General features: G+C 75.2%; 19 protein-coding genes and 1 tRNA gene. 9 read left to right on the plus strand and 11 right to left on the minus strand.

Annotation, left to right across the window (positions count from 1 at the left end; genetic code table 11):
- Positions 1 to 52 precede the first annotated feature (52 nt).
- The gene (locus tag ACYX4T_RS23715) at positions 53 to 748 is read left to right on the plus strand and encodes a class I SAM-dependent DNA methyltransferase (protein WP_476011671.1); all 696 of its coding nucleotides are present in this window, start codon (positions 53 to 55) and stop codon (positions 746 to 748) included.
- A gap of 171 nt (positions 749 to 919) precedes the next feature.
- Here the strand turns inward: ACYX4T_RS23715 and ACYX4T_RS23720 are convergent, their stop codons facing one another.
- The 4 genes from ACYX4T_RS23720 to ACYX4T_RS23735 all read right to left on the minus strand — a co-directional run bounded on the left by ACYX4T_RS23720 (position 920) and on the right by ACYX4T_RS23735 (position 5,805).
- The gene (locus ACYX4T_RS23720) at positions 920 to 1,423 is read right to left on the minus strand and encodes a class I SAM-dependent methyltransferase (protein ID WP_476011672.1); all 504 of its coding nucleotides are present in this window, start codon (positions 1,421 to 1,423) and stop codon (positions 920 to 922) included.
- A gap of 24 nt (positions 1,424 to 1,447) precedes the next feature.
- Positions 1,448 to 2,419, minus strand: coding sequence for a ribose-phosphate diphosphokinase (locus tag ACYX4T_RS23725; RefSeq protein WP_476015362.1), 972 nt, complete (start codon positions 2,417 to 2,419; stop codon positions 1,448 to 1,450).
- 8 nt (positions 2,420 to 2,427) lie between these two features.
- On the minus strand, positions 2,428 to 3,912 hold the full coding sequence (gene glmU, locus ACYX4T_RS23730; RefSeq protein ID WP_476011673.1) for a bifunctional UDP-N-acetylglucosamine diphosphorylase/glucosamine-1-phosphate N-acetyltransferase GlmU: 1,485 nt from the start codon (positions 3,910 to 3,912) through the stop codon (positions 2,428 to 2,430).
- Between the two features lie 147 nt (positions 3,913 to 4,059).
- A complete protein-coding gene (locus ACYX4T_RS23735) occupies positions 4,060 to 5,805 on the minus strand; it encodes a GGDEF domain-containing protein (protein ID WP_476011674.1) in 1,746 nt (581 codons plus the stop codon).
- 181 nt (positions 5,806 to 5,986) lie between these two features.
- Here ACYX4T_RS23735 and ACYX4T_RS23740 point away from each other — a divergent pair, with 181 nt between their 5' ends.
- Complete coding sequence (locus ACYX4T_RS23740; protein ID WP_476011675.1) at positions 5,987 to 6,763, plus strand: phosphatase PAP2 family protein; 777 nt, start codon at positions 5,987 to 5,989, stop codon at positions 6,761 to 6,763.
- 16 nt (positions 6,764 to 6,779) lie between these two features.
- On the opposite strand, the gene ACYX4T_RS23745 is transcribed toward ACYX4T_RS23740, so the two are convergent.
- The 3 genes from ACYX4T_RS23745 to ACYX4T_RS23755 all read right to left on the minus strand — a co-directional run bounded on the left by ACYX4T_RS23745 (position 6,780) and on the right by ACYX4T_RS23755 (position 9,162).
- Positions 6,780 to 8,003, minus strand: coding sequence for a carboxylate--amine ligase (locus ACYX4T_RS23745; protein ID WP_476011676.1), 1,224 nt, complete (start codon positions 8,001 to 8,003; stop codon positions 6,780 to 6,782).
- 65 nt (positions 8,004 to 8,068) lie between these two features.
- Positions 8,069 to 8,139, minus strand: a tRNA-Gln gene (locus ACYX4T_RS23750).
- A gap of 72 nt (positions 8,140 to 8,211) precedes the next feature.
- On the minus strand, positions 8,212 to 9,162 hold the full coding sequence (locus ACYX4T_RS23755; RefSeq protein WP_476011677.1) for a polysaccharide lyase family 20 protein: 951 nt from the start codon (positions 9,160 to 9,162) through the stop codon (positions 8,212 to 8,214).
- A gap of 562 nt (positions 9,163 to 9,724) precedes the next feature.
- Here ACYX4T_RS23755 and ACYX4T_RS23760 point away from each other — a divergent pair.
- Genes ACYX4T_RS23760 through ACYX4T_RS23780 form a run of 5 tightly spaced genes read left to right on the plus strand, consistent with a single transcriptional unit; the run spans position 9,725 to position 15,265 of the window.
- Positions 9,725 to 11,455, plus strand: a complete 1,731-nt coding sequence (locus ACYX4T_RS23760; RefSeq protein WP_476011678.1) for a sugar transferase — start codon at positions 9,725 to 9,727, stop codon at positions 11,453 to 11,455.
- 10 nt (positions 11,456 to 11,465) lie between these two features.
- The gene (locus ACYX4T_RS23765; protein WP_476011679.1) at positions 11,466 to 12,725 is read left to right on the plus strand and encodes a class I SAM-dependent methyltransferase; all 1,260 of its coding nucleotides are present in this window, start codon (positions 11,466 to 11,468) and stop codon (positions 12,723 to 12,725) included.
- On the plus strand, positions 12,722 to 13,543 hold the full coding sequence (locus tag ACYX4T_RS23770) for a glycosyltransferase family protein (RefSeq protein WP_476011680.1): 822 nt from the start codon (positions 12,722 to 12,724) through the stop codon (positions 13,541 to 13,543). The genes ACYX4T_RS23765 and ACYX4T_RS23770 overlap by 4 nt, the downstream gene beginning before the upstream one ends.
- A gap of 3 nt (positions 13,544 to 13,546) precedes the next feature.
- Positions 13,547 to 14,203, plus strand: a complete 657-nt coding sequence (locus ACYX4T_RS23775; protein WP_476011681.1) for a PIG-L deacetylase family protein — start codon at positions 13,547 to 13,549, stop codon at positions 14,201 to 14,203.
- A 36-nt stretch (positions 14,204 to 14,239) separates the two neighbouring features.
- Positions 14,240 to 15,265 (plus strand): NAD-dependent epimerase/dehydratase family protein, encoded by a 1,026-nt coding sequence (locus ACYX4T_RS23780; RefSeq protein WP_476011682.1) that lies wholly within the window; start codon positions 14,240 to 14,242, stop codon positions 15,263 to 15,265.
- A gap of 53 nt (positions 15,266 to 15,318) precedes the next feature.
- On the opposite strand, the gene ACYX4T_RS23785 is transcribed toward ACYX4T_RS23780, so the two are convergent.
- The 3 genes from ACYX4T_RS23785 to ACYX4T_RS23795 form a co-directional block, all read right to left on the minus strand.
- The gene (locus ACYX4T_RS23785; protein WP_476011683.1) at positions 15,319 to 16,518 is read right to left on the minus strand and encodes a glycosyltransferase family 4 protein; all 1,200 of its coding nucleotides are present in this window, start codon (positions 16,516 to 16,518) and stop codon (positions 15,319 to 15,321) included.
- A complete protein-coding gene (locus tag ACYX4T_RS23790) occupies positions 16,515 to 17,660 on the minus strand; it encodes a glycosyltransferase family 2 protein (protein ID WP_476011684.1) in 1,146 nt (381 codons plus the stop codon). Before ACYX4T_RS23790 ends, ACYX4T_RS23785 begins: the two co-directional genes overlap by 4 nt.
- Positions 17,661 to 17,897: 237 nt before the next feature.
- Positions 17,898 to 18,440 carry a dTDP-4-dehydrorhamnose 3,5-epimerase family protein gene (locus ACYX4T_RS23795; RefSeq protein ID WP_476011685.1) on the minus strand — a complete coding sequence of 181 codons (543 nt, stop codon included), beginning with the start codon at positions 18,438 to 18,440 and terminating at the stop codon, positions 17,898 to 17,900.
- 59 nt (positions 18,441 to 18,499) lie between these two features.
- Between ACYX4T_RS23795 and ACYX4T_RS23800 the strand changes: the two genes are divergently transcribed.
- Both ACYX4T_RS23800 and ACYX4T_RS23805 read left to right on the plus strand, forming a co-directional pair.
- A complete protein-coding gene (locus ACYX4T_RS23800) occupies positions 18,500 to 19,663 on the plus strand; it encodes a class I SAM-dependent methyltransferase (RefSeq protein WP_476011686.1) in 1,164 nt (387 codons plus the stop codon).
- Positions 19,664 to 19,895: 232 nt separating this feature from the next.
- Positions 19,896 to 20,882, plus strand: a complete 987-nt coding sequence (locus tag ACYX4T_RS23805; protein ID WP_476011687.1) for a hypothetical protein — start codon at positions 19,896 to 19,898, stop codon at positions 20,880 to 20,882.
- Positions 20,883 to 20,933: 51 nt separating this feature from the next.
- Here the strand turns inward: ACYX4T_RS23805 and ACYX4T_RS23810 are convergent, their stop codons facing one another.
- On the minus strand, positions 20,934 to 23,315 hold the full coding sequence (locus ACYX4T_RS23810) for an oligosaccharide flippase family protein (RefSeq protein WP_476011688.1): 2,382 nt from the start codon (positions 23,313 to 23,315) through the stop codon (positions 20,934 to 20,936).
- Between the last annotated feature and the right edge of the window lies 1 nt (position 23,316).

Consider the following 23,316-nt stretch of genomic DNA (forward strand, 5'->3'; position numbering starts at 1 on the left):
CCTCGCCGAAGTGCGCGGTCCACGATACCGGGCGGCCCTACGCTGCCGGATCGTGGGCGGGGTCGTGGGTGAGCCGGCGGACCGGGCGGCGACGCGGGCCGGCTACGACGCCATCGCCGAGCCCTACACCGCGACCTTCTCGGACGAGCTCGCCCGCGCGCCCCTCGACCGCGCGCTGCTCGCCGCCTTCGCCGAGCTCGTCGGTCCCGACGCCGACGTCGTCGACGCCGGGAGCGGGCCCGGCGGCGTCACCGCCCACCTGCGCGACCTGGGCCTGCACGTCCGCGGGATCGACCTGTCGCCGGGCATGGTCGCCCTCGCCCGCCGCGAGCACCCCGAGCTCGTCTTCGACGTCGGCGACCTCGCGGACCTGGACGTCAGGGGCCTCGCCGACCTCGGCGGCATCGTCGCCTGGTACTCGCTCATCCACGTGCCGCCCGACCAGCTGCCCGGTGTCCTCGCCGGGTTCCACCGGGCGCTGCGCCCCGGCGGGCACCTGCTGATCGGGTTCCAGGTCGGCGACGACGTCTCGCACCACGACGAGGCCTTCGGCCACCGCGTCGACCTCGACTTCCGCCGCCTGCGCCCCGACGCCCTCGCCACGCTGCTCGAGGAGGCGGGGTTCGCGGTCACCGCCCGCCTCGTCCGCGAGCCCGTGCCCGACAGCCGCGCCGCCGCCCTGCCGCAGGCGGCGATCCTCGCCCGCCGGCCCGCTGCGGGTGATCACCAGGCGGAAACGCCCGCGTAGAGGGCCTGCGGAGGTGCGTTTCCGCCTGGTGATCACCGCGGTCGGGGGCCGATCACGGGGTCGCGGCGCCGAGGTACAGGTAGGACATCGGGCCCGGCGCGCGCAGGCTCGGGTGCGCGACGTCGGTCACCGTCAGGCCGGCGTCGCGGACGAGGACGTCGACGGGCCGGGTCAGGTGGCACCCGCCGGCGGGCGCTGCTGCAGCCCGTCGAGCCGGTGCTGCCAGCGGGCGGTGCGGGGCTCGGGGGACAGGCCGTGCTCGAGGAAGAGCATCTGCCCGCCCGGGCGCAGGACCCGGCGGACCTCGCGCAGCGCGCGGTCGACGTCGGGGATGGTGCACAGCGTGAAGGTGCTGACGACGGTGTCGGCGGAGCCGTCGGGGAGATCGAGGTGGGCCGAGGGGTCGGACGCGTCGAGGCCCACGTACTCGACCGGGATCCCCGCCGCCGCGATCCGCCCGGCACTGCGCCGGCGGGCCACGGCCGACGGCTCGACCGCGCGCACCGACGTCACGGCCGCGGGGTAGAGCGGCAGCGTCGGCCCGCTGCCGAAGCCGAGCTCGACGACCTCGCCGCGGGCTCGGGCGACGGCGCGCTCGCGCAGGGCGCGGACCTCCTCGCCGCCGAGTGCGATGTCGACGATCCGCGGGACGACGTGCTCGGTCCAGAACGCCACGCCGGCACGCTACGCGCCGCCGCCCTAGGCGTTGCCGTCGAAGAGGTTCGTCACCGACCCGTCCTCGAAGACCTCGCGCACGGCCCGGGCGATGACCGGCGCGATGGAGAGCACCGTGAGCTGGGGGAACCGCTTCTCGTCCGGGATGGGCAGCGTGTTGGTGATGATCACCTCGCGCGCCCCGCAGGTCGAGAGCCGCTCGACCGCCGGGCCCGACAGCACCCCGTGGGTGGCGGCGATGACGACGTCCGACGCGCCGTCGGCGAGCAGCGCCTCGGTGGCCTTGGCGATCGTGCCACCGGTGTCGATCATGTCGTCGACGAGGATGCAGCAGCGGCCGGCGACGTCGCCGACCACCCGGTTGGCGGCGACCTCGTTGGGCCGCGTCTTGTCGCGCGTCTTGTGGATGAAGGCCAGCGGGACGCCGCCCATCATGTCCGCCCACTTCTCCGCGACGCGCACGCGACCGGAGTCCGGGGCGACGACGGCGAGGTCGTGGTCGGCGTAGGTGTCGCGCAGGTGCTCGGCGAGGACCTTGTTGGCCAGCAGGTGGTCGACGGGGCCGTCGAAGAAGCCCTGGATCTGGTCGGTGTGCAGGTCGATCGTCATGATCCGGTGCGCGCCGGCGGTTTTGAGCATGTCCGCGACGAGCCGGGCCGAGATGGGCTCGCGGCCGCGGTGCTTCTTGTCCTGGCGGGCGTAGCCGTAGAACGGCACGACGGCGGTGATCCGCTTGGCCGACGCCCGCTTGAGGGCGTCGATCATGATGAGCTGCTCCACGATCCACTGGTTGATCGGGGAGGTGTGGCTCTGGATCACGAACGCGTCGGAGCCGCGGACCGACTCCTCGAAGCGGACGAAGATCTCCCCGTTGGCGAAGTCGTACGCCTGCTGCGGGGTGATCGTGACGTCGAGCTCCTTGGCGATCTCCTCGGCGAGCTCGGGGTGGGCCCGTCCCGAGAAGAGCATGAGGCTCTTCTTCGGCGTCGACGACATGCTCACGGTCACGGGTCCTCCTGCATGGTCTGCTCCTCGGCGTCCGCCGCCTTCTGCGCGGCCTCGGCCGCCTGGGCCGCCGCCGTCCCGGGCCGCTTGCGCGCCACCCAGCCCTCGACGTTGCGCTGCGGGCCCGAGGACACGGCGAGCGCCCCGGGCGGGACGTCCTCGCGCACCACGGTGCCCGCTCCGGTGTAGGCGCCGTCCCCGACCGACACCGGCGCGACGAACGTGTTGTCCGAGCCGGTGCGGACGTGGGACCCCACGACCGTACGGTGCTTGGTGACGCCGTCGTAGTTGACGAACACCGACGACGCCCCGATGTTGCTGCCCTCGCCGATCTCGGCGTCGCCGACGTAGGTCAGGTGCGGGACCTTGCTGCCCTCGCCGATGTGGGCGTTCTTCACCTCGACGAACGTGCCGATCTTGCCGCGGGCGTCGAGCTCCACGCCGGGGCGCAGGTAGGCGAACGGCCCCACCGACGTCTCGGGGCCGACGCGCGACGACGACCCGTGCGTGCGCACGACGGTGGCCCGCGCGCCGACGATCACGTCGGTCAGCGTGGTGTCCGGGCCGATCGCGGCGCCCTCGGCGACGGTCGTCGAGCCGTGCAGCTGGGTGCCGGGGTGCAGCGTGACGTCGCGCTCGAGGCGGACGCCGACGTCGACCCAGGTTGAGCGCGGGTCGACCACCGTGACGCCCGCGCGCATCCAGCGCTCCAGCAGGCGGCGGTTGAGCTCGGCGCCGAGGTCGGCCATCTGGACCCGGTCGTTGACGCCCGCGACGAGCCACGGGTCGGCGGTCTCGACCGCGCCGACCCCGCGGCCCTCGCCGGCGGCGATCTCCACGACGTCGGTGAGGTAGAGCTCGCCCTGGGCGTTGTGGGTGGTCAGCCGGCGGAGCGCCTCGCGCAGGAAGGCCAGGTCGAAGGCGTAGACCCCGGAGTTGACCTCGTTGATCGCGAGCTGGTCGAGCGTGGCGTCGCGGTGCTCGACGATCGCGGTGACCTGGCCGTCGTGGCGGACCACTCGGCCGTAGCCCCGGGGGTCGTCGAGCTCGGCGGTCAGCAGGGTGACCGCGTAGCCGCCGTCGGCGTGCTCGGCGACCAGGGCGCGCAGCGTCGCGGCGTCGAGCAGCGGGACGTCGCCGTAGGAGACCAGCACCGTGCCGGTGAGGTCGGCGGGTAGCCGCCCGATGCCGCAGGACACGGCGTGGCCGGTGCCGCGGCGGCGGTCCTGGACGGCGGTGAGGACCTCGCGGTCGAGCTCGGCGGCGAGCCCGAGGGTGTGGGTGCCGACCTGCTCGCGCTCGTGCCCGACGACGACGACCAGGTGCTCGGGCGTCGCGCCCGCGGCCGCGTGGACCGCGTGGCCGAGCAGGCTGCGCCCGCCCACGGGGTGGAGCACCTTCGGCGTCGCGGAGTGCATCCGGGTGCCCTCACCGGCGGCGAGGACGACGACGGCGGTCGGGCTCGCGGTCGGGCTCGGCGGCATCGCTGGCGTGACTCCCACTCGGGTGGCGGGTCGGCCCCGGGTCCGGGGCTCGTCGGCCCTGATCCTACGACCGCGCTCCGGGCGCCCGGGCGGGGCGTGCAACGGGACGGGTCCGGGCGGGCCTCCCCACGGGTGCCGGTGGGCGGCTCACGGACGGGCACCCGCGCCGGAGGCGTCGTGGGTGCGCACGGCGTCGCCCCCCGCGCGCTTGGCCGCGTACATCGCGGCGTCGGCGCGGGCGAGGACGTCGGCGGGGCCCTCGCCGTCGCGGGCCGCGACCACGCCGATCGACAGCGTCACCGGCCCGCCCACCGCGCCGGCGTCCGGCAGCGCCGTCACCGCCGCGCGGGCCCGGCCCAGCGCGGCGGCCGCGTCGCCGACCGCGGTGTCGGGCAGCACGACGACGAACTCGTCGCCGCCGTAGCGCGCCACCAGGTCCGGGGCGCGCAGCGACGACCGCAGCGCCGTCGCCACGCCGCGCAGCACCTCGTCGCCGCGGGCGTGGGACGCCGTGTCGTTGATCTGCTTGAAGCGGTCGACGTCGACCATGGCGACCGCGACCCCCACCGGCGTCGCCTCGCCGCCGCGCCTCCCCAGCACCTCCTCCAGGTGCCGGTCCAGCGCGCGGCGGTTGGGCAGGCCGGTCAGCGGGTCGGCGAGGGCGAGGGCGGTGACCTGGCCGTGCTCGCGGCGCAGCCGGTCGTGGGCCAGGCCCGTGCGCAGCGACAGCGCGCGGGCCCGGTGCAGGGCCCACAGCTCGGCCTCGAGGTCGGCGACGTAGTCGCCCAGCGCCGCCTCGGCCGCCCGGCGGGCCCGCCCGTCGACCGCGACGCGGGTGCGCAGCCGCGCGAGCTCCCGGGTCACCGACAGCATGAGGCTCGCCTCGCCCCGCGGCGGGCGGGCCCGGCGGGCGGCGAGCACCCCGACCGCGGCGTCGTCCTCGCCGGCGCGCTCCAGGGCCCGCGAGCGGGCGAGCTCGACGAGCAGCCGGTCGTGCTGGGAGGGCACCGGATCCCCGCGCCCGAGCACCGCGGCGTCGCGGCGGGCGCGGTCGCGATCGGCGCCGGCGGCGGCGGGCCCGCGGGCGGGGTCGGCGAGCACCGCGGCCGCGACGAGCAGGGGCTGTTGCTCGGGCGCCGCGGGGCGCAGGCCGGCCGCGACGGCCGCCGCCGCGGCGAGGCGGTCGCCGCCGGGACGCCCGGCGCGCTCGAGGCGCAGGCCCCACGACACGCCCAGGCGTACGCGGTCGTAGCCGCACGGGGAGGTGCCGTCGCCGTCGGTCGCCGCGGGCCCCCAGGCCTGGTCGACGAGCGTGCCCGCGAGGTCGTGCAGGCCGAGCGTGACCAGCGTGCCCGCGGCGAGGCGACGGGCGCAGCGCACGTTGTGGCGGTGCTCGGCGGCGGTCGGGGCGTGGTCGACGAGGACCGGCTCCTCGAGGTGGGCGAGGCCCGTGGCCACCGCGGTGAGCGCCGCGTCCTCGTCGTCGACGAGCAGGGCGCGCCGGGCCCGCAGCATCTGCGCGTCGGCCCCGAACAGCGACAGCCCGTGCTCGGTGACCAGGGCGAGGAGCTCGTCGAGCTGCTCATCGAGAACCGCCGGCGGGACGGGCGCGGAGCCCGGCGCGGCGGCGAGCAGCACCCGGGCGACGAGGCTCTGGCGCAGCAGGAGCGCGCGCGTGCCCGGCGCGGCGGCGCGGGCGGCGGGGGTGTCGAGCACCGCGGCGAGCTCCCGCGTGCTGCCGGCGGGGTCGGGGGAGGGGACGAGGCCGGCCGTCCGGACCGCGGCGGACGTCCGTTCGAGGAGGGCGGCGCGGGCCTCCGCGTGGGCCTCCGCGTGGGCGTCGTGCGCCAGCGGGAGCACCTGGGTGCGTGCTCGACCGTGATCCGCGGGCATGACCCACCTCCGGCGCCGCACCGGCTCCCTCCCGCGGGGAGCCGGTTCGGACGATCGAGCGGTTGGCGCGGCCACGGGGTTGACGGAGCGCCGATCGTCGGGACGTCAGTCTGCCCCGTCCCGGGGAGCCCCCCCGGACCCGGCCCGGGCCGGTCGACATCATCGGGCATCCTGTCCCGCCATGGCGCGCTCGACGACGGGCACGACTCCCGTGCTGACCCCCGCCCTCGCGGGGCCCACGACCCTCCCCGACCGGTGCTCCCGCCTCGTGCGGCTCGGCGCCCGCGGCCGCGTGGCGGTGATCGCGCTGGCGGCGGCGCTGGTCACCGCCGTCCTCGCGTGGCGCTACGCCGGGGCCACGACCGGCGGGCGCACCGACCGCTCGCTCGCGGGCCTGGTCGACGCCCAGCACGGGGCGTGGCGGCTGCTCGCGCAGGCCTTCGCCGCCCTGGGCGGGCCGCTGCCGGTGGCCGTCGCCCTGCTCGTCCTCGCGCCGCTGGCGTGGGTGCTGCGGGGCGGGCGCGGCCTCGGGCTGGTGCTCGCCGGCCCGCCGACGGCGATGGTCACGACGTCGCTGGTGCTCAAGCCGCTGGTCGAGCGCACGCGCGGGGGCGAGCTCGCCTTCCCCAGCGGCCACACGACCTCGGTCGCCTCGCTGGCGGTGACGTGCGGGGTGCTGGTGCTGGGCCTCCGCGCGCTGCCCCGGGCGGTGCGCCTGCTCGCCGTCACCGGGCTCGCGGGCCTCGTCGTCGCCGTCTGCACCGGGCTCGTGGTGCGCGGCTACCACTACCCGACCGACACCCTGGGCGCCCTCGGCGTCGCGGTGGCCGTCGTGCTCGGCGTCGCCCTGGCCGTGGACGCGTGGGCCGACGTCCTCGCCGACCCGGGGCCCGACCCGCGCGCGTTCGACCCCCGCGAGCGGCCGACCGACGTCCTGCCGCGGGCCTCGGAGCGCTGAGGGTCCCGGCGCGACCTCAGTGCACCCCGGCGCCCGGCCGTGCGGGCGCGGCGTCCGGCCCGAGGCGCCGGCGGGTGCGCGCCACGAACGGCCCGGGGTCGCGGGCGTCGAACGTCGCGAACACCCGCGACGAGACGTACGGCCTCGTGCCGCCGAGCCACCGCAGCCGGCCGCCGCGCCAGCGCTCGAGCAGGATCGACGGGTCCTTGAACTCGTTGACCCAGTGCACCCCCTCGCGCCACGGCGTCGCGACGGGCAGCTCGCCGTACACGAGGTGGCGGTAGGTCAGCAGCGGGAAGTCGACACCGCAGCGCGGCGCGAGGCGGCCCGACATGTTCGGCCGCCCGTTGACCTCCATGAGCTTGTAGCGCCCGTCGCGCTCGTCCTGCTTGAACTCGACGTTGGCGAAGCCCTCGACGCCCATCGCGGCGAGGATCGCGCGGCCCGGCTCGACGACCTCGGGGACGCGGGCGCTGACGACCGCGCACGGGTAGCCGAACTCGGGCGGGGACAGGCGCAGCTTGCGGGAGGTCATGTCGACGCGGACCTCGCCGTCGACGACGTAGGCGTTGTAGTTGACGCCGCCGGTCTCCGGGCCCGGGATGAGCTCCTGGACCATCGTGCCGATGCCCAGCGCGTGCGCCTCGCCCCACGCGACGCGCAGCTCGTCGGTGGTGTGGACGCGCTTCATCTTGACGCCGAAGGCGCGGTTGTAGCGGTAGCTCTCGGCCGGCTTGACCAGGCAGGGGAAGCGCAGGTGGTCGGCGAGCGCGTCGAGCTCGTCGGGCGTGCCCGGCGAGACGGTGCGCGGCGCCTCGACGCCGACGCGGTCGGCGATCTCGCTGGTGAGGCGCTTGTCGAGGAAGCGCTGGGCGACGACGTCGTCCGCGCACGCCACGGTGTGCCGCGCGGCGAGCACGTCACGGTGGGCGGCGACGGCCTCGAGACCCTCGTCGGTGGTCGGCACGACGACGCCCGGACCGTGGGTGTCGGCGAGCCGCAGGAGGGCCTCGACGTGGTCGGCGGTCCGGTCGGCGGGGTCGGGGACGGTGACGCAGGCGGAGGTGTACCGGGAGTGCCGGGTCGACTCGCGCGGCGAGGTGACCACCGACACCACGGGCACCCCCGCGCGGCCCAGCGACCCGACCACGGCCAGCCCGGCCTCGTACCCGCCGAGGACGTAGGCGGGAACGGCCCCGGGGTCGGCGGCGGCCGCATCCCCGGTCCTGTGCGTGCTCATGGCGAGCAAGCGTAGAGACGGCCCGGTGACACGGCCGAGCGACCCGGGAACGGCCGGGAGGACTGCTCCGCCGCCTGGATTCGAACCAGGATCATCGGAACCAAAATCCGAGGTGTTGCCCTTACACCACGGCGGACCGTCACCGCAGCGGCGACGGTGACCATGGTGACACGCGGACCTGGGCGGGGCCTCGCGGTCCGCGCCGCGCTCAGCGCCGGGCGCGTCCCCGCGTCATCGCGAGCAGGGCCGCCCCGCCGACGACGACCAGCAGCACGCCCGCCAGCCACGGCGCGACGTCCGAGGTGCCGGACGTCGACGACGTCGGGCGGTCGGTCGGGTCCGACCCGCTCGGGATCGCCGACGACGCCGAGCCGGGCCGCTGCACCGAGGCCAGGGTCGGGCCGATGCGCAGGTCGTCGACGTAGACCCGGCCCTCCTCGTCGACGTCGGTGTCCCGGTACAGGCCGACCTTCATGTAGTTGCCCTCGTCGAGCAGGGTGCCGCCCGGCGGGCGGTAGTCCTGCAGCACCGGGCGGCCGTCGCGCCAGACGTCGACGGTGCCGCGATCGGGGTCGCGGGAGAACGCGATCCGCATGGTGAGGTCGACGCGGTCCCCGCCGCGCACCGGCCCGAGGTCCTGCAGGTCCTCGCCCTCGGCGGCGAGCATGAGCCGGCCCTCCCGGACCTCGACCGCCACCGGCGGCGAGCCGGAGTCGCCGAAGTGGTGCCACTGGAAGAGCAGCTGCCAGGTGCGCGCGTCGACCGGGAAGTCCTCGGCGAGACGCGCCCCGTACGTGTAGTACTGCACGTCGCCCTCGCGCTGGTCGGGGATGCGCGGCCGCATCTCCGAGCGCTGGTCACCGCCCTCGAGGGTGAACTCGATGGCCTGGCGGCCGGGCTCGCCGGGTGCGGCGACCTGCTCGGGCTCGCCGTCCTGCTCGTCGTAGTCGTTGCGGTTGAACGCGGCGAGCATGTTCCCGGTCTCGGGCAGCACCCAGAGCGGGCGGTCCGAGGTCGGGGGCGGGGCCGCAGGCGCCGTCTCCGCCGAGGCGGCCGGCGCCACGAGCAGCGGGATCAGCAGCGACACGAGCGCCAGGACGACGGCCGGACCACCGCGCCGCGGACGGTGCGGTCGTCGGCTGACGACGTCGTTGGGCATCGACTGCTCTCCTCGTCCTGGATGGTCCGACAGGCCCCGGAGCCGGCGGGGCCGGCGGGCACCGCGGTGCCGTGCGGGGAGGGCCCCGAGGGGCCCGGTGCTGCGACTCGTCGTCGGCTCGTCGTCACCGACGATACCGATCGCCACGGTGAGCCCCGCGTTGGTGTCGAGGCCCGCGGGGTCGTGAGCTGCGTCATCACGGCCAGCGACGGCGCCCGGCGAGGCCCCGATCCCGTTCGGCCCACCGGCGCCGGTCCCGCGGCCCTCGGCCGCCGTCCGGGCCGCGGAGCTCGGCACGTACCGTGCTCGCGGGCGGATCGGTAGCCACGCTGCCGACCCGTCCGGCCGAGCCACGAAAGGGTCCGGAGCGTGACCTCCGCGGCGACGCCCTCGTTGATCGCTGCACGGCGGGGGGTCCGAGCGGGGTCCCGGAATCCGCGCGGTCACGGAGGCAACCGGATCGGTTCCGGGACGTCCCACGTCTCGGAGAGGTGTCCATGGCCGACGAGGTGTCGCGGGGAGAGCGTTCTCCCCGCGCGATCGACGACGCGGGGGCGACCACGTGAGGAACGGACGAGTCGAGGCGGAGCGGGCCGACGTGCCCGCCGGGGGGCCCGTGCCCACCGACCCGCCGATGCCGGACGTCGCACGGAGCGAGGTGCCGTTGGGCGGGCTACCGCCCGCGGAGATGCACCCGGGGACGGCGATGGACCCGGTGACGGACGCGGCCACCCGCGACGCGATCGCCCGCGAGGCCGCCGCCGCGCGGGACGCCGAGCTGGCCGCGCAGGGCCGCGACGTCTTCGTCGAGCCGGCCCCGACCGCGCCCGGCTTCGTCCGCATCTGGGAGGACGAGGGCCCGGGCCAGCCGGGCAGCGTCGCGACGGCCACCAGCTGGCAGCGCAAGTTCGCGCTCGCCGTGGCCGCCTCCGACCTCGCCACCCTGGCCGTCTGCATCCTGCTGGGCGCGCTCATCGGCTTCGGTGACGGCACGGGCCCGCAGGCCTCGGACCCCTGGAACCTGGCGGCCGGCACGGCGGTCCTCGTGCCGCTCGCGCTGGTGGCCTGCCGGGCCTGGGACCCCCGCACCCTCGGCCAGGGCGCCGAGGAGTGGAGCCGCCTGATCCGCGCGTTCGTCTCCGCGGCGATCGTGCTGGGCCTCGGCGGCCTCGCGGTCGAGCGTCTGGGCGTGCGCCCCTGGGTGTTCGGCGTGCTGCCGGTCGCGGGCCTCGGCGCCATGGCCGGCCGCTACCTGCTGCGCCGCTGGCTGCACCAGGCCCGCAAGCGCGGCCGCGGGATGCTGCCGGTCCTCGCGGTCGGCACCGAGCAGGCCCTGCGCGACCTCATCGAGCGCACCCGCCGCGTGCCGCACATGGGCTGGGTCGTCGTGGCGGCCTGCACGCCGACCGGTCTCGGCGAGGAGGGCCAGGGCCACGTCGCCGGCGTGCCCGTCATCGGCGACCTCGACGACCTGTCGACCAGCGTGGGCAGCGGGCGCTACGGCGTCGTCGCCGTCGCCCCGACGCCCGGCTGGAGCCCGAAGCGCCTGCAGCGCCTCGCGTGGGACCTCGAGGGCACCGGCTCCGAGCTGGTCGTCGACCCGGGCCTCATGGAGGTCGCCGGGCCGCGCCTGCACGTCGCGCCCGTCGACGGCCTGCCGCTGCTGCGCCTGACCGAGCCGCGCCTCTCGGGCGTGCCGCGGGTCTTCAAGCTCATGTTCGACCGCGTCACCACCGCGGCGATCCTGCTGGTCCTGCTCCCGGTCTTCGCCGTCATCGCGTTCGTCGTCAAGCTCGACGGCGGCCCGGTGTTCTACCGCCAGACCCGCGTCGGGCAGCGCGGCAAGACCTTCAAGATGATCAAGTTCCGGTCGATGGTGCCGGACGCGGACAAGATGCGCGACGCGCTGCTCGCCGGCACGAACGACGGCTCCGGGCCGCTGTTCAAGCTGCGCCGGGACCCCCGCGTCACCCGTATCGGGCAGCTGCTGCGCCGCTACTCGCTCGACGAGCTCCCGCAGCTGCTCAACGTCCTCGGTGGCTCGATGTCGCTGGTCGGGCCGCGCCCGCCGCTGCCCGGCGAGATCGAGTCGTACACCGACGCGGCGAAGCGCAAGTTCCTCGTGCGCCCCGGCATGACCGGGCTCTGGCAGGTCAGCGGACGCTCCGACCTGTCCTGGGAGGAGTCGGTCCGGCTGGACCTGCGCTACGTGGAGAACTGGTCGCCGGCGATGGACCTGGTGATCATGTGGAAGACGGTCTCCGCGGTGTTCCGCGGCGACGGCGCCTACTGAGACGGAAGCCTTGGACAAGATCATCTGTCGGCTCTGCGGATCCGCCGACCTGGCGAGCTTCGTCGACCTCGGGGCCACCCCGCCCTGCGAGCTCTTCCTCACCGAGGAGGCGCTCGAGGCCCCCGAGCCGACGTTCCCGCTCCACCCGCGGGTCTGTCGCTCGTGCCTGCTCGTGCAGATCCCGCCCCTGATCGACCCGGACGAGACGTTCACCGAGTACGCGTACTTCTCGTCGTTCTCGACGTCGTGGGTCGAGCACGCGCGCCGCTTCGTCACCGCCGCCACCGAGCGCGCGGGTCTGACGCGCGACTCGCTGGTGGTCGAGGCGGCGAGCAACGACGGCTACCTGCTCGCGCACGTCGTCGCCGACGGGATGCGCGCCGTCGGCGTGGAGCCCAGCGCCAACGTCGGCCAGGCCGCCCGGGAGAAGGGCGTGCCGACGATCACCGCGTTCCTCTCCCCGGAGACGGGGGCGGCGGTCCGCGCCGAGCACGGCCCGGCCGCGCTCGTCGTCGCGAACAACGTCTACGCGCACATCCCCGACGTCGTGGGCTTCACCCGCGGCCTGCGGGCGATGGTCGCCGACGACGGCTGGGTGTCGATCGAGGTGCAGCACCTGCTCACGCTGATGCGGTACCGGCAGTTCGACACGATCTACCACGAGCACTTCCAGTACTACACGCTCGCGACCGCGCAGAAGGCGCTGCGCTCGGGCGGGCTCGAGCTCGTCGACGTCGAGCTGCTGCCGACCCACGGCGGGTCGATCCGGTGCTGGGCGCGGCCCACCGAGCTGGGTCAGGGGCCCTCGGCGGCCGTCGCCGACGTGCTCGCCGAGGAGACCGCGGCCGGGCTCGACACGGTCGAGGGCCACGCCGGCTTCGCCGGGGAGGTCTCGCGCATCCGCAACGACCTCGTGCGGTTCCTCATCGACGCCGCGGACGCCGGGAAGTCGGTCGTCGGCTACGGCGCGCCGGGCAAGGGCAACACGCTGCTGAACTACTGCGGCATCCGCCCGGACCTGCTCGCGTACACCGTCGACCGCAACCCCTACAAGCACGGCCGGTACACGCCGGGCACGCGCATCCCGATCCACGCGCCGGAGCGGATCGACGCCGACCGCCCGGACCACGTGCTGGTGCTGCCGTGGAACCTCCGCGAGGAGATCACCGCCCAGCTGGCCCACGTGGCGGACTGGGGCGGTTCACTCGTCTTCCCCATCCCCTCGCTGCAGGTGGTCGAGCCCGGGTCTGGCAAGGTCCTCCGATCGTGAAGGTCGTCCTCTTCTGCGGTGGCTACGGCATGCGGATGCGCAACGGTGACTCCGATGCGCCGAAGCCGATGCAGATGGTCGGGCCCCGCCCGCTCATCTGGCACGTGATGCGCTACTACGCGCACTTCGGGCACAAGGAGTTCATCCTCTGCCTGGGCTACGGAGCCCACCACGTCAAGAACTACTTCCTCGACTACCACGAGACCGAGTCGAACGACTTCGTCATGCGGCAGGGCGAGGTCGAGCTGCTCGGCTCGGACATCGCCGACTGGACGATCCACTTCGTCCACACCGGGCTGGAGTCGCCGATCGGCGAGCGCCTTCGCCGGGTGCGCCACCTGGTGGCGGACGAGGAGATGTTCCTCGCCAACTACGCCGACGTGCTCACCGACGCCCCGCTCGACGACATGATCGACCGGTTCAAGGCCTCGGACGCGACGGCGTCGCTGCTCGCCGTACCGCCGCAGGCGGTGTTCCACATCGTCGACATCGACGGGAGCGAGCGGGTCAACTCGATCTACCCGGTGACCGACATGCGGATCCGCGAGAACGGCGGGTACTTCGCGCTGCGGCCCGAGACGATCGACTACATCCCGGAGAACGGCGACCTCGTCGGCGACGCCTGCACGACGCTGGCGAAGGAGGGCAAGCTGCTCTCCTACACCTACGACGGCTTCTGGCAGCCCGCGGACACCCTCAAGGAGCGCAACGCCCTCGAGGCCGCGTACCGCGCCGGCACCCGGCCGTGGATGGTGTGGGAGCGCGAGCCGGAGCGCACGCCGCTGGAGGGCCTCGTCGACGAGGTCCTCGGCCGCTGAGCCGTGCGCGCGCTGCTCCCCGGGGCGCTCGACGAGCTGGTCCTGCTCGCCGCGCACTGCGACGACGTCCCGATCGGCGCGGGCGGCACCGTCCTGACCCTCTGCCGGGCCCGACCCGGGCTGCGGGTGCGCGCGCTCGTCCTGTCCGGCGGCGGCACGCCCCGCGAGGACGAGGAGCGTGCCGCGCTGGCGGCGTTCTGCCCGGGCGCGGACCTCGCCGTCACCGTCCTCGACATGCCCGACGGCCGGCTCCCGACGCACTGGGAGTGGTGCAAGGAGCAGCTCGAGGCGTTCCGGCGCACCTGCGAGCCCGACCTCGTGCTCGCCGGGCATCGCGGTGACGACCACCAGGACCACCGCGAGCTCGCCCGCCTCGTGCCCACCGTGTTCCGCGACCACCTGACGCTCGGCTACGAGATCCTCAAAGCCGAGCCGGACCTGGTACAGCCGGCGCTGCTCATGCCCCTCGAGGCCGACGTGGTCGCGGAGAAGGTCCGCCTGCTGCACGAGCACTACCCGTCCCAGGTGGTCCGCGCCTGGTTCGACGAGGAGACGTTCCGGGGCCTCGCGCGCGTGCGCGGGGTGCAGGCGGGCGTGCGCTACGCGGAGGGGTTCCACCTGACGCGGGCGCTGCTCGGGGCACCCGTACCGTCTGTCTAGCGTCCCCAGAAGTCACACGAAGGAGGGACCGCCGCGATGCGCGTCCTGCTCACCGGCCACCAGGGCTACCTCGGCACCCTCATGGCGCCGCAGCTCACCGAGGCGGGGCACGAGGTCACCGGCCTCGACTCGGGCCTCTACGCCGACTGCGTGCTCGGCGAGCTGCCCGTCCCCGAGCCGCCGGCGCTGGCCGTCGACCTGCGCGACGTCACCGCCGAGCAGCTCGCCGGGTTCGACGCCGTCGTGCACCTCGCGGCGCTGTCGAACGACCCGCTGGGCGCGCTGGCGCCCCAGCACACCTACGACATCAACCACCACGCCTCCACCCGCCTCGCGCGCCTGGCCAAGGAGGCCGGGGTGGGCCGCTTCGTCTACGCCTCGACCTGCTCGGTGTACGGCGCGTCGGGCACCGAGGACGTGCTCGACGAGGAGGCGCCGATGCGGCCGGTGACCCCCTACGCCGAGTCGAAGGTCCGCGTCGAGGCCGACCTCGTCGACATGGCCGACGAGGACTTCGTGCCGGTCTCGATGCGCAACGCCACCGCGTTCGGGTTCTCGCCGCGGCTGCGGGCCGACATCGTGCTCAACAACCTCGTCGGCCACGCGCTGCTGTCGAACCGCATCCTCGTCATGAGCGACGGCACGCCCTGGCGTCCGCTGGCCCACGCCCGCGACATCGGCGGCGCCGTCGTCGCGGCCCTGGCGGCCCCGGCCGACACCGTGCGCGCGCAGGCGTTCAACGTGGGCTCGACGGAGAACAACGTGCAGGTCCGCGACATCGCCGACGCCGTCAAGGTCGCGGTGCCCGAGGCCGAGCTCGTCATCACCGGCGAGACCGGCGGTGACCCGCGCTCCTACCGCGTCGACTTCACCAAGATCGGCAAGTTCCTCCCCGACTTCCGCCCCGCGTGGTCGGTGGCCGACGGCGCCGAGGAGCTCGTCCGCGAGTACCGCGCCCGCGGGCTCACCCAGGAGGCGTTCGACCGGCGCTTCACCCGCCTCGCCGTGCTCCGGGACCGCCAGGCCGCCGGCTCCCTCGACGAGAGCCTCCGCCCCAGCTGACCCCGGGAGCGGGCTCCGGCGCCACCGCGCCGGAGCCCGCTCGTCGAGGGGCGTCAGCGGGCGGTCGGCTCGCCGGTGACGAGGGCGCGCCACCGGGCGCCGACGGCGCTCCAGCGGTAGTGCCGGAGGACGAGGTCGTGAGCGGCGCGGCGCAGCTTCTCCGCGCGCTCGGGGTCGTCGAGGACGTCCAGCACGGCCTGCGCGAAGCCCGCGGCGTCCTCGGCGCACACGACGTGCTCGCCGTCACGCACCTCCGGCATGGCCTCGACGCCGCGGTGCGTGGTGACCACGACCCGGCCCAGCGCGAACGCCTCGAGCACCTTGTTCTTCAGCCCGCTGCCGGTCCGCATCGGGTTGACCATCACCGGGTACGGCGCGATCGCCGCCGGCAGGTCCTCGACGTAGCCGAGCAGGCGGATCCCCGCCTCGCGCTGCGCGAGCTCTGTGAGCCAGGACGGCGGGCCGCCGCCGGCGATGACGAGCTCCACGCCGCGGTGCTGCAGGTGGGGCAGGAAGACGTCGTGCACGAAGAACCACAGCGCCTCGTGGTTGGGGCCGAACGCGAGGTTGCCCCAGAACACGACGGCGCGGCGGTCGCCGGCGGGCGGCACCTCGCCGACGTAGCCGTCGTCGATGCCGTTGGGCACCGTGCGCACGGTCCCCGCGGGGTGCCGGCCGCCCTCGACGGCGCGGGCGTCGGCGTCGCTGATGGCCGTGACCAGGCCGAACCGGTCGGGGAAGCGTGCCTCGGTGCGGCTCTTGCGGGCGACGTCGAGGCGCCCCTGCAGCCGGCGGGCCCGGCGCGCCACGCCCGCCAGCGCGCGGCGGGCGGTCAGCCCGGTGCTGTCGCAGACGTCGAGCACCGTGCGCGGCACGTCGATCCCGTCGGCGATCTCGGCGACGTCGCCGCCGAACACCAGCAGGTGCGTGATCTCCTTCTCCCGCACGATCTCGGCCAGCCGCGCGCGGGCGGCGGCGAAGGCCGCGGGACGGGTCGTCGCCAGGAAGTGGGCGTTGGACAGCCGCAGGTGCCGGCGCCAGCCCGTCACGCGTCCCTGGAGGGGCGGCAGCTCCTCCACGGAGCTGAACACGCCCTCGACGGGCAGCCCGCTCCGCGCGGTGCCGGCCGCCTGGTACGGCGCCACGACGAGGTGCACGTCGCCGGGGAGGTGCGCGCAGAGGTTGACGACACGCAGGTCGTAGCCGCTCTGGCGGGAGTCCAGACGCCGGTTGGTCAGGACCAGGAACCTCATGGGGCCTTGCGGTCGCGGCGCGCCCGGGAGGCCTTGCGCAGCCCGAGCCGGCGGACCTCGTCGAGCCGCGCCGTCACGGCCTGCTTGGCGGGGTGCAGGCGACGCAGCAGGCCGGGCGCGAGGCGCAGCGCGAGGAGGAGCCCCCCGCTGCGGGCGGTGCGCTGCTGGGCGAACGCCTCGCCGACGTGCCCGCGGGCCTCCTCGACGTCGCCGGCCCGGAACGCGAAGCGCGCCCGGCGCAGCGCCTGGACGTAGCGCAGCTTGCGCAGCACGCGGTCGAGCGCCGCCTGGGCCTCGGGGTCGCCGGACATCTCCACCGCGCGGATGAGGGCGCGCTCGCGCTGCACCTCGAACTCCTCGGCGCGGTCGGCCTCGGTCGGGCGGCTCACCGAGTTCCGCTCGATCCGGAAGCGGCCGAGGACGTCCGGGATCATCCGGACGTCGTGGCCCGCGACGAGGGCCCGCAGCCAGAACGCGAGGTCGTCGACCATCGGCGTGTCCGATGCCAGCCCGCCGAGGCTCTCCCACACGTCGCGGCGGATCGCGGCGCCGTAGTAGGGGCTCGGCCCGCCGATGACGTCGGCGACGGTGAGCGGGCGCGTCGGGTCGGGGCGGCGGCGCAGGCCGGAGCTGCGCAGGTAGGTGCGCACCATCCGCTGCTCGCCGGGGTCGACGAACAGGTGGGCGTCGCAGGTGACGGCGGCGACGTCCGGGTCGTGCTCGAGGACGTCGGCCATCCGGCGGCAGAACTCGGGCTCGATGCCGTCGTCAGAGTTCAGCGGCACGAGGAAGCGGCCGCGGGCCTCGGCGGCGGCGGACATCGTGCCGCCGGCCGCGCCGCGGTTCTCCTGGCGGACGAACGTGATGCGCCCGTCGGACAGGTAGGGCCGCACGACGTCGGCGATCGGGTCGGACCACCCGTTGTCGACCACGACGAGCTCCCAGTCCGCCGACGTCTGGGCGAACACCGACTCGATCATCCGCCCGAGGACGTCCTCGGTGCGGTAGGCCGTGGTGAGGAAGCTGAACGTCGGCGCGGGCGTGGACGCCGCGACGACCACGGTCCGCGTGGGGGCCGGGTCGTTCTCCGAGGGCGAGGGCGCGCGCGGGGCGGGTGTGGCGGAGGCCGGCGGCGGGGTCATCGCTGAGGGGGTCCTCGGGTGCGTTCTCACCGGCGCGGTCGCAGCTCGCCGCGGGCTCGTGGCGCCCGCGCCCTCGCGGGCCTCCGCAGCGCGTTCCACCGGACTGGTCACGGCGCGGATGTTAGACCCTGGGGCGGACCGTTCGGCAGTGTGGGGTTGCTCCGTTCGGCGACATCTCGCCACGGTTCGGTCACGGTAGCGCAAACAAGACACGGCGAGCACGCACGGTGCGAGTGATCACGTCGCCTCGATCAGGTCGCGCCATGTACCCGCTGTGCGGTCGCGCTCCGAGATCGCGGTGACCGGGAGGGGCCACGAGATGGCGAGATCCGGGTCGTCGTGGGCGACGGCGACGTCCTCGCCGGGCGCGTGGGGGCGGTCGATGCGGTAGCAGACGTCGGCGACCCCGGTGAGCGCCTGGAAACCGTGCAGCAGCCCGCGCGGGACGTAGAGGTGCCGGAACTCCTCGTCGTCGAGGCGGTAGGAGGCGACCGTGCCGAACGTCGGGGAGTCGGGGCGCGCGTCGACGAGGACGTCCTGGACCGCGCCGTGGGCGACGCGCACCAGCTTCGCCTCGCCCCGCCCGCGCCGGCCGTGCATCCCGCGGATCGTCCCCTGCCGCGAGCGCGACTGGCTGTCCTGGGCCTCGGGGCCGAGGTCCACGCCGTGCTCGCGCGCGATCGCGGTGTCGAAGGTGCGGACGAACAGCCCCCGGTCGTCGCGGTGGGGGGTGGGGACGAACAGCAGGACCCCGTCGATCGTGCTCGTGATGACCTCCACCGCCGCACCTTCCCACCCCGCGCGCGGGCGCCGGCGGGCACCCGGATAGAAGAGGCACCGTGGCCACCCCGATGTCCGACACCCACCGCGCCGACCCGACCTGCCGGTGGTGCGGGTCGGGGGAGGGCGACGTCGTCCTCGACCTCGGCGACCAGCCGCCCGCGGACCTCTTCCCGGCGGCCGACGACCCGGGCCCGGACCCGGTGCACCCGCTGCGCATGTGGCTCTGCCGCGCCTGCGGGCTCGCCCAGCTCGCCGAGGACCCGACGACGCCCGACGAGCCGCGCGGCGCCGAGCCGCAGGCGCTCGTCGACCAGGCGCGCGACGCCGTCGCCCGGGTCGAGGCCGCGGGCCTCCTGCCGGCGGGCGGCGGCACGGTGACCGAGTTCGGCAGCCCGCACGGCGGCTCCTGGCTCGACCTGCTCGCGGGCGCCGGGCTCGCCGAGGCGGCGCCCGGGCAGCCGGCCGACGTGGTCGTCGACTGCTTCGGCCTGATGCACGAGGAGGACCAGCGCGCCGGCCTCGCCGTGCGCGCCGGGGCCGTGGCCCCCGAGGGCGTGCTCGTGGTCCAGTTCCACACGCTCGCCGCCATCGTCGGCGACGGCGGCTGGAACGCGCTGCGCCACGGGCACTTCGCCTACTACTCGACGCCCGTGCTCACCGCGATGCTCGCCGAGGTGGGCTTCGAGGTCACTCACGCCCTCCTGTTCGACCTCTACGGCGGCACGGTGCTGCTCGCGGCCCGGCGCCGCGGCGTGGCGGGCCCGCGCGACGACGTCTCGGTGCGCGTCCAGACCGATCGCGAGGAGCGTGTCGGCGTGCGCGACCCGGCCGTGGTCGGCGGGCTCGAGGCGGCCGCGGCCGCCAGCGCCGACACCCTGCGCGAGCACCTCGCCGGCCGGCGCGAGGCCGGCCGCACCGTCCTCGGCTACGCCGCCGCGTCGCGCGCGGTGCCGCTGCTCAACCGCGCGGGCGTCGGGCCCGAGCTCCTGCCGGCGGTCGCCGACGGCTCGCCGGGCAAGTGGGGCCGGCGCGTCCCCGGCGTCGCCGTGCCGATCGTCGGGCCCGAGGAGGTCGAGCGGCGCTCGCCGGACGAGGTCGTCCTCTTCGTCACCGACCTGCTCGACGAGATGCGCACCCGCCTGCCCGCAGTGGAGGCGGGCGGGGGTCGTTGGGTCGTCGTCGACCCCGGCGTCCGGGTGATCCCGCCGCGGGAAGACTGACCCGTTCGGTTCTGCCCCACGCGTCACACGTTTCTCATCCATCTCATCCGTCTCGGTAGTTGTCGGACAACTGCGCCGAGTGGTTGTCTCGCGTCGCTCAGCGGTGCGCTCGATCGGACGAGCGATCGCACTGATGGTCACGATGCGGGGAGCGGTCACGGTGATGCGCTGGTGGGGACGCGGACGGCGGCGGGGCTGGGGCCGGGGTCGCGGTCGCGGCCGGGGTGTGCTCGTGCTGGTGGTGGTCGCGCTGGTGGGGCTCGCCGTGCCGGCGACGGCGCTCCCGACGAGCCCGGAGACGGAGCGCGCCCCGCGTGACCTCCACCGGGCGCCCTTCGCGTGGGACTCGCCGTGGAACCTGCCGCTCGCGGCGTCCGCGCGCTACCAGCCGTTCGACACGCGGGCGCGCAAGACCTACCTCGACATCGAGGACATCAGCGTCGATCCGTCCTTCCCGGTGCGCACCCTCGACCACGGCGGGCGGGACTACCGGGTGCACGTCGACCCGGACCTGACCGCCGACGGGTCGTACAACCACTGCGCCACGTTCCTCGTCGACTCCCCGGACCGCGCGACCGTCGTGCAGGGGCAGCCGCTGCGCCTGGAGGCGGGCGGTGACCCGTCCTACGAGCACACCTGGGACCCGCTGTCGCTGCGCGGGCCGGGGATCGCGGGCTGCCATGGGGGGTCGAACCTGTCGGGCATCGGCGGCACGCTGCGGGTGGGGGAGATGCGGGCGTCCGGGCCGATCACCCACGCGCTGAAGATCAGCCTGAACTGCGAGCTGTCGTGCAGCCGCCAGGACGGCGGGTTCCGCTGGCCGGCGTCGAAGGCCGACCGCGACTTCGAGGAGGTGTACCGGGGCAGCGACCCGCAGGTGAAGATGGGCACGCTCATGGCGCTGCCGCCCGACGTCGACCTCGGCCGCTTCACCTCGCCCGACGTCCGCAAGCTGGCGACGGCGATGCGCGACTACGGCGCCTACGTGGTCGACAAGACCGGCGGGCCGAGCACCAACTCGCTGTCGGTGCAGGCGGGCGCCGAGCGGGAGGTGCCGAGCATCGGGTCGGCGGAGATGCTGCGCCTGTTCCGGTCGCTGCACGTCGTCACCAACAGCGCGCGGGAGACCCCGGGCGGCGGGTCGCTGGGGACGCCCCGGCGGGCCGCCTGCGCCGGCCCGTTCGCCGACGGCACCGGCGGGGCGCCGCAGGGCTGCTGACGGCGGACGGGACGGAGCGGGCGGAGAGGGCGGGCGGCCGGGCAGGGCGGCTCACTCCGACGGCTTGCGCACCTCGGTCATCGTGACGACCCGGCGGGCCCGCTCGCCCTGCTCGCCCTGCTCGCCCTGCTCACCCTGTTCCTCCCGGTCGCGCGGGCGGCCGCCGGTGGCGCCGTTGCCCGTGGAGCCGTTGCCGGTGGAGCCGTTGCCCGTGGCGCCGTTCGAGCCGTGCGAGCCGTGGGAGCCGTGGCCGTCGGCAGCGCCGTGGCCGTTCGACGGCCCGTGGCCGTTCCCGTGCGAGGAGCCGTGGGTGGTCCCGTTCCGGCCGGCGTCGGCCGGGACCTGGGTGGTCGGCGCGTGCAGCGGGTCGGGCGCCTCGTGCGCCTCGGGCTGCCCGTGCGTCTCGGGTGCCTCGGGCGACGAGGGGGACGGGCCGGAGGGGCGCGCGACCGGCCGGATGGCCGTGGTCGGCGGGTCGATGTGCGGCGGCGGCACCGAGCGCGCGACCGGCCGGAGCTGGGCCGTCGGGGCGTGGGTGTCCGGGCCGGCGGGGGCCTGCGGGGACGCCGGCGGGCGGGCCGGTGGCCCCGGGCTCGGGGCGCCGGCGCGGCGCACGTCGACCGGAACGATCTGCTGGGTGAGCGGGTCGTAGCGCAGCCCGAGGATGACCGTCGGCGCGTCGAGGAGGTCGTCCTCGCCGCGCCGGGACGCCGGGTCCTGGTCCGGCCCGTCGGGGCCCTCGGTGGCCGCGACCCCGGCCTCCCCGCCGCCGCGGCGGCGACGGAGGAACTTCTGCACGAGGTCGCGCAGCTCGACGATCGTCGCCGGCGCGACCAGCGCGAGGGTGCCGAGGTAGATGGTGACGAAGAGCAGGAAGTCGGCGAGGAGGAAGAGCAGGCCGAGGACGATCCCGCGCGAGTCGGAGTCGAGGACCAGGTGCTCGAGCGCCCAGGTCGCGGCGCCCGCGATGGCGGCGGCGAGCACCGGCGGCACCATGACCTTCGCGAGCTCGCGCCAGCGCAGGCCCACCAGCGGCGCCGCGAGCGCCATCGTCACGAGACCGGCGACCAGCCCGTCGATCGAGGCGGCGAGGCCGACGCCGAGCAGGCCGAAGGGCAGCAGCAGGATCAGCGCGCCGATGCCGATGACGAGCGACGTGCCGGTGATCCAGTGCAGGAGGCGGCTCTTGCCCGCCCCCTTGATCGACTCCATGCCGACCGCGTTGAGCGCGGTGCCCGGGCCGAACCCGGCCATGGCGGCGACGAAGACGCCGGCGGGCGCCCAGCGCTCACCCAGCAGCACGACGATCGCGGGGCCGCCGATGACGACGAGCAGCGCGGCGAGGGGCACCGTCGCGGTCCACAGCAGGCGCAGGGCGCGCAGGAAGCCGCGCTTGAAGCGCACCGCGTCGCTGGAGATGCGGGCGAACGCGGGGAAGAGGACGTACGAGGCGACCTGGATGATCGCCTGCCCGGGCAGGGTGCCGATGCGGCGCCCGTAGCGGTACTGCCCGGCGGTGGGGATGTCCAGCGCGCGCCCGACGATCGCCTGCTGGGCGATCTCGCGGAAGTTGCCGGTGACGCCCTGCACGATGAGCGGGAACGAGAACCGCGCCATCTCGCGCCAGGTCTTGAAGACGAACTTCGCCTTGCCCGGGCGCCAGCCCGCGAGCGTCCAGGACGCGATGAGGGTCGCGATCTGCGAGGCGTAGAGGCCGGTGACCATGCCCCACACGCCGAAGCCCATCGCGCAGGCGGTCACCGTGACGACGGCGAACGAGCCGGCGGTCAGGGGGTCGACGATGAGCTTGCGCTTGAAGTTGAAGCGCCGCTGCATCAGCGCCTCGGGCACGTTGAGCAGCGCGTGGACGAGCAGGGTGCCCGAGGTCACGGCGGCGATGAGCCCGACCAGCTGGTCGTCGAAGAACATCCCGAGCAGCGGCGACGCGAGCAGGGCGCCGGTCGACATGATCACGCCGGTGGCGACGCTCGCCCAGAACGCCGTGTTGGCGGCTTCCTCGATGTCGTGCTCGCGCTGGATGAGCGCGGCCTTCATGCCCCCGCCGGCCAGGGCGGTCATGAAGTTGGCGAAGAGCGTGCCGAGCGTGAAGACACCGATCTCGGCCGGGGACAGCAGGCGCGCGACGACGACCGTCTGCGCGAGCGAGATGACCTGGGTGACGAAGAGCATCGCCGCCGAGATCGTCGCGCCGCGGCGCAGCGTCTTGCCGAGGCCCGAGAGGTTCGGGTTGTGCTCGTCGTCGCTGACCTTCGGCGTGGGCTCGGGCTCGACCTCGGCGCCCGGCCGGTCACCCGCGGGTTCCCCCGGCTGGAGCTGCGCGGTGTCCAGCGCCGGCGGCCCTCCTGCAGGGTCGTCGGAGCGCCGACCGGGTCCGGACCCGGCCGGATCCGGGCCGTCTGGTCGTCGCGTCATC

The organism is Actinomycetospora sp. ABD4_176 (assembly GCF_056311855.1).

Coding starts and splice junctions, on each gene's coding strand:
- ACYX4T_RS23790 (WP_476011684.1), bottom strand. CDS start 17,660: ATGACCCCGCCGCCGGCCTCCGCCACACCCGCCCCGCGCGCGCCCTCG.
- glmU (WP_476011673.1), bottom strand. CDS start 3,912: ATGCCGCCGAGCCCGACCGCGAGCCCGACCGCCGTCGTCGTCCTCGCC.
- ACYX4T_RS23740 (WP_476011675.1), top strand. CDS start 5,987: ATGGCGCGCTCGACGACGGGCACGACTCCCGTGCTGACCCCCGCCCTC.
- ACYX4T_RS23725 (WP_476015362.1), bottom strand. CDS start 2,419: ATGTCGTCGACGCCGAAGAAGAGCCTCATGCTCTTCTCGGGACGGGCC.
- ACYX4T_RS23810 (WP_476011688.1), bottom strand. CDS start 23,315: ATGACGCGACGACCAGACGGCCCGGATCCGGCCGGGTCCGGACCCGGT.
- ACYX4T_RS23755 (WP_476011677.1), bottom strand. CDS start 9,162: ATGCCCAACGACGTCGTCAGCCGACGACCGCACCGTCCGCGGCGCGGT.
- ACYX4T_RS23780 (WP_476011682.1), top strand. CDS start 14,240: ATGCGCGTCCTGCTCACCGGCCACCAGGGCTACCTCGGCACCCTCATG.
- ACYX4T_RS23785 (WP_476011683.1), bottom strand. CDS start 16,518: ATGAGGTTCCTGGTCCTGACCAACCGGCGTCTGGACTCCCGCCAGAGC.
- ACYX4T_RS23735 (WP_476011674.1), bottom strand. CDS start 5,805: ATGCCCGCGGATCACGGTCGAGCACGCACCCAGGTGCTCCCGCTGGCG.
- ACYX4T_RS23745 (WP_476011676.1), bottom strand. CDS start 8,003: ATGAGCACGCACAGGACCGGGGATGCGGCCGCCGCCGACCCCGGGGCC.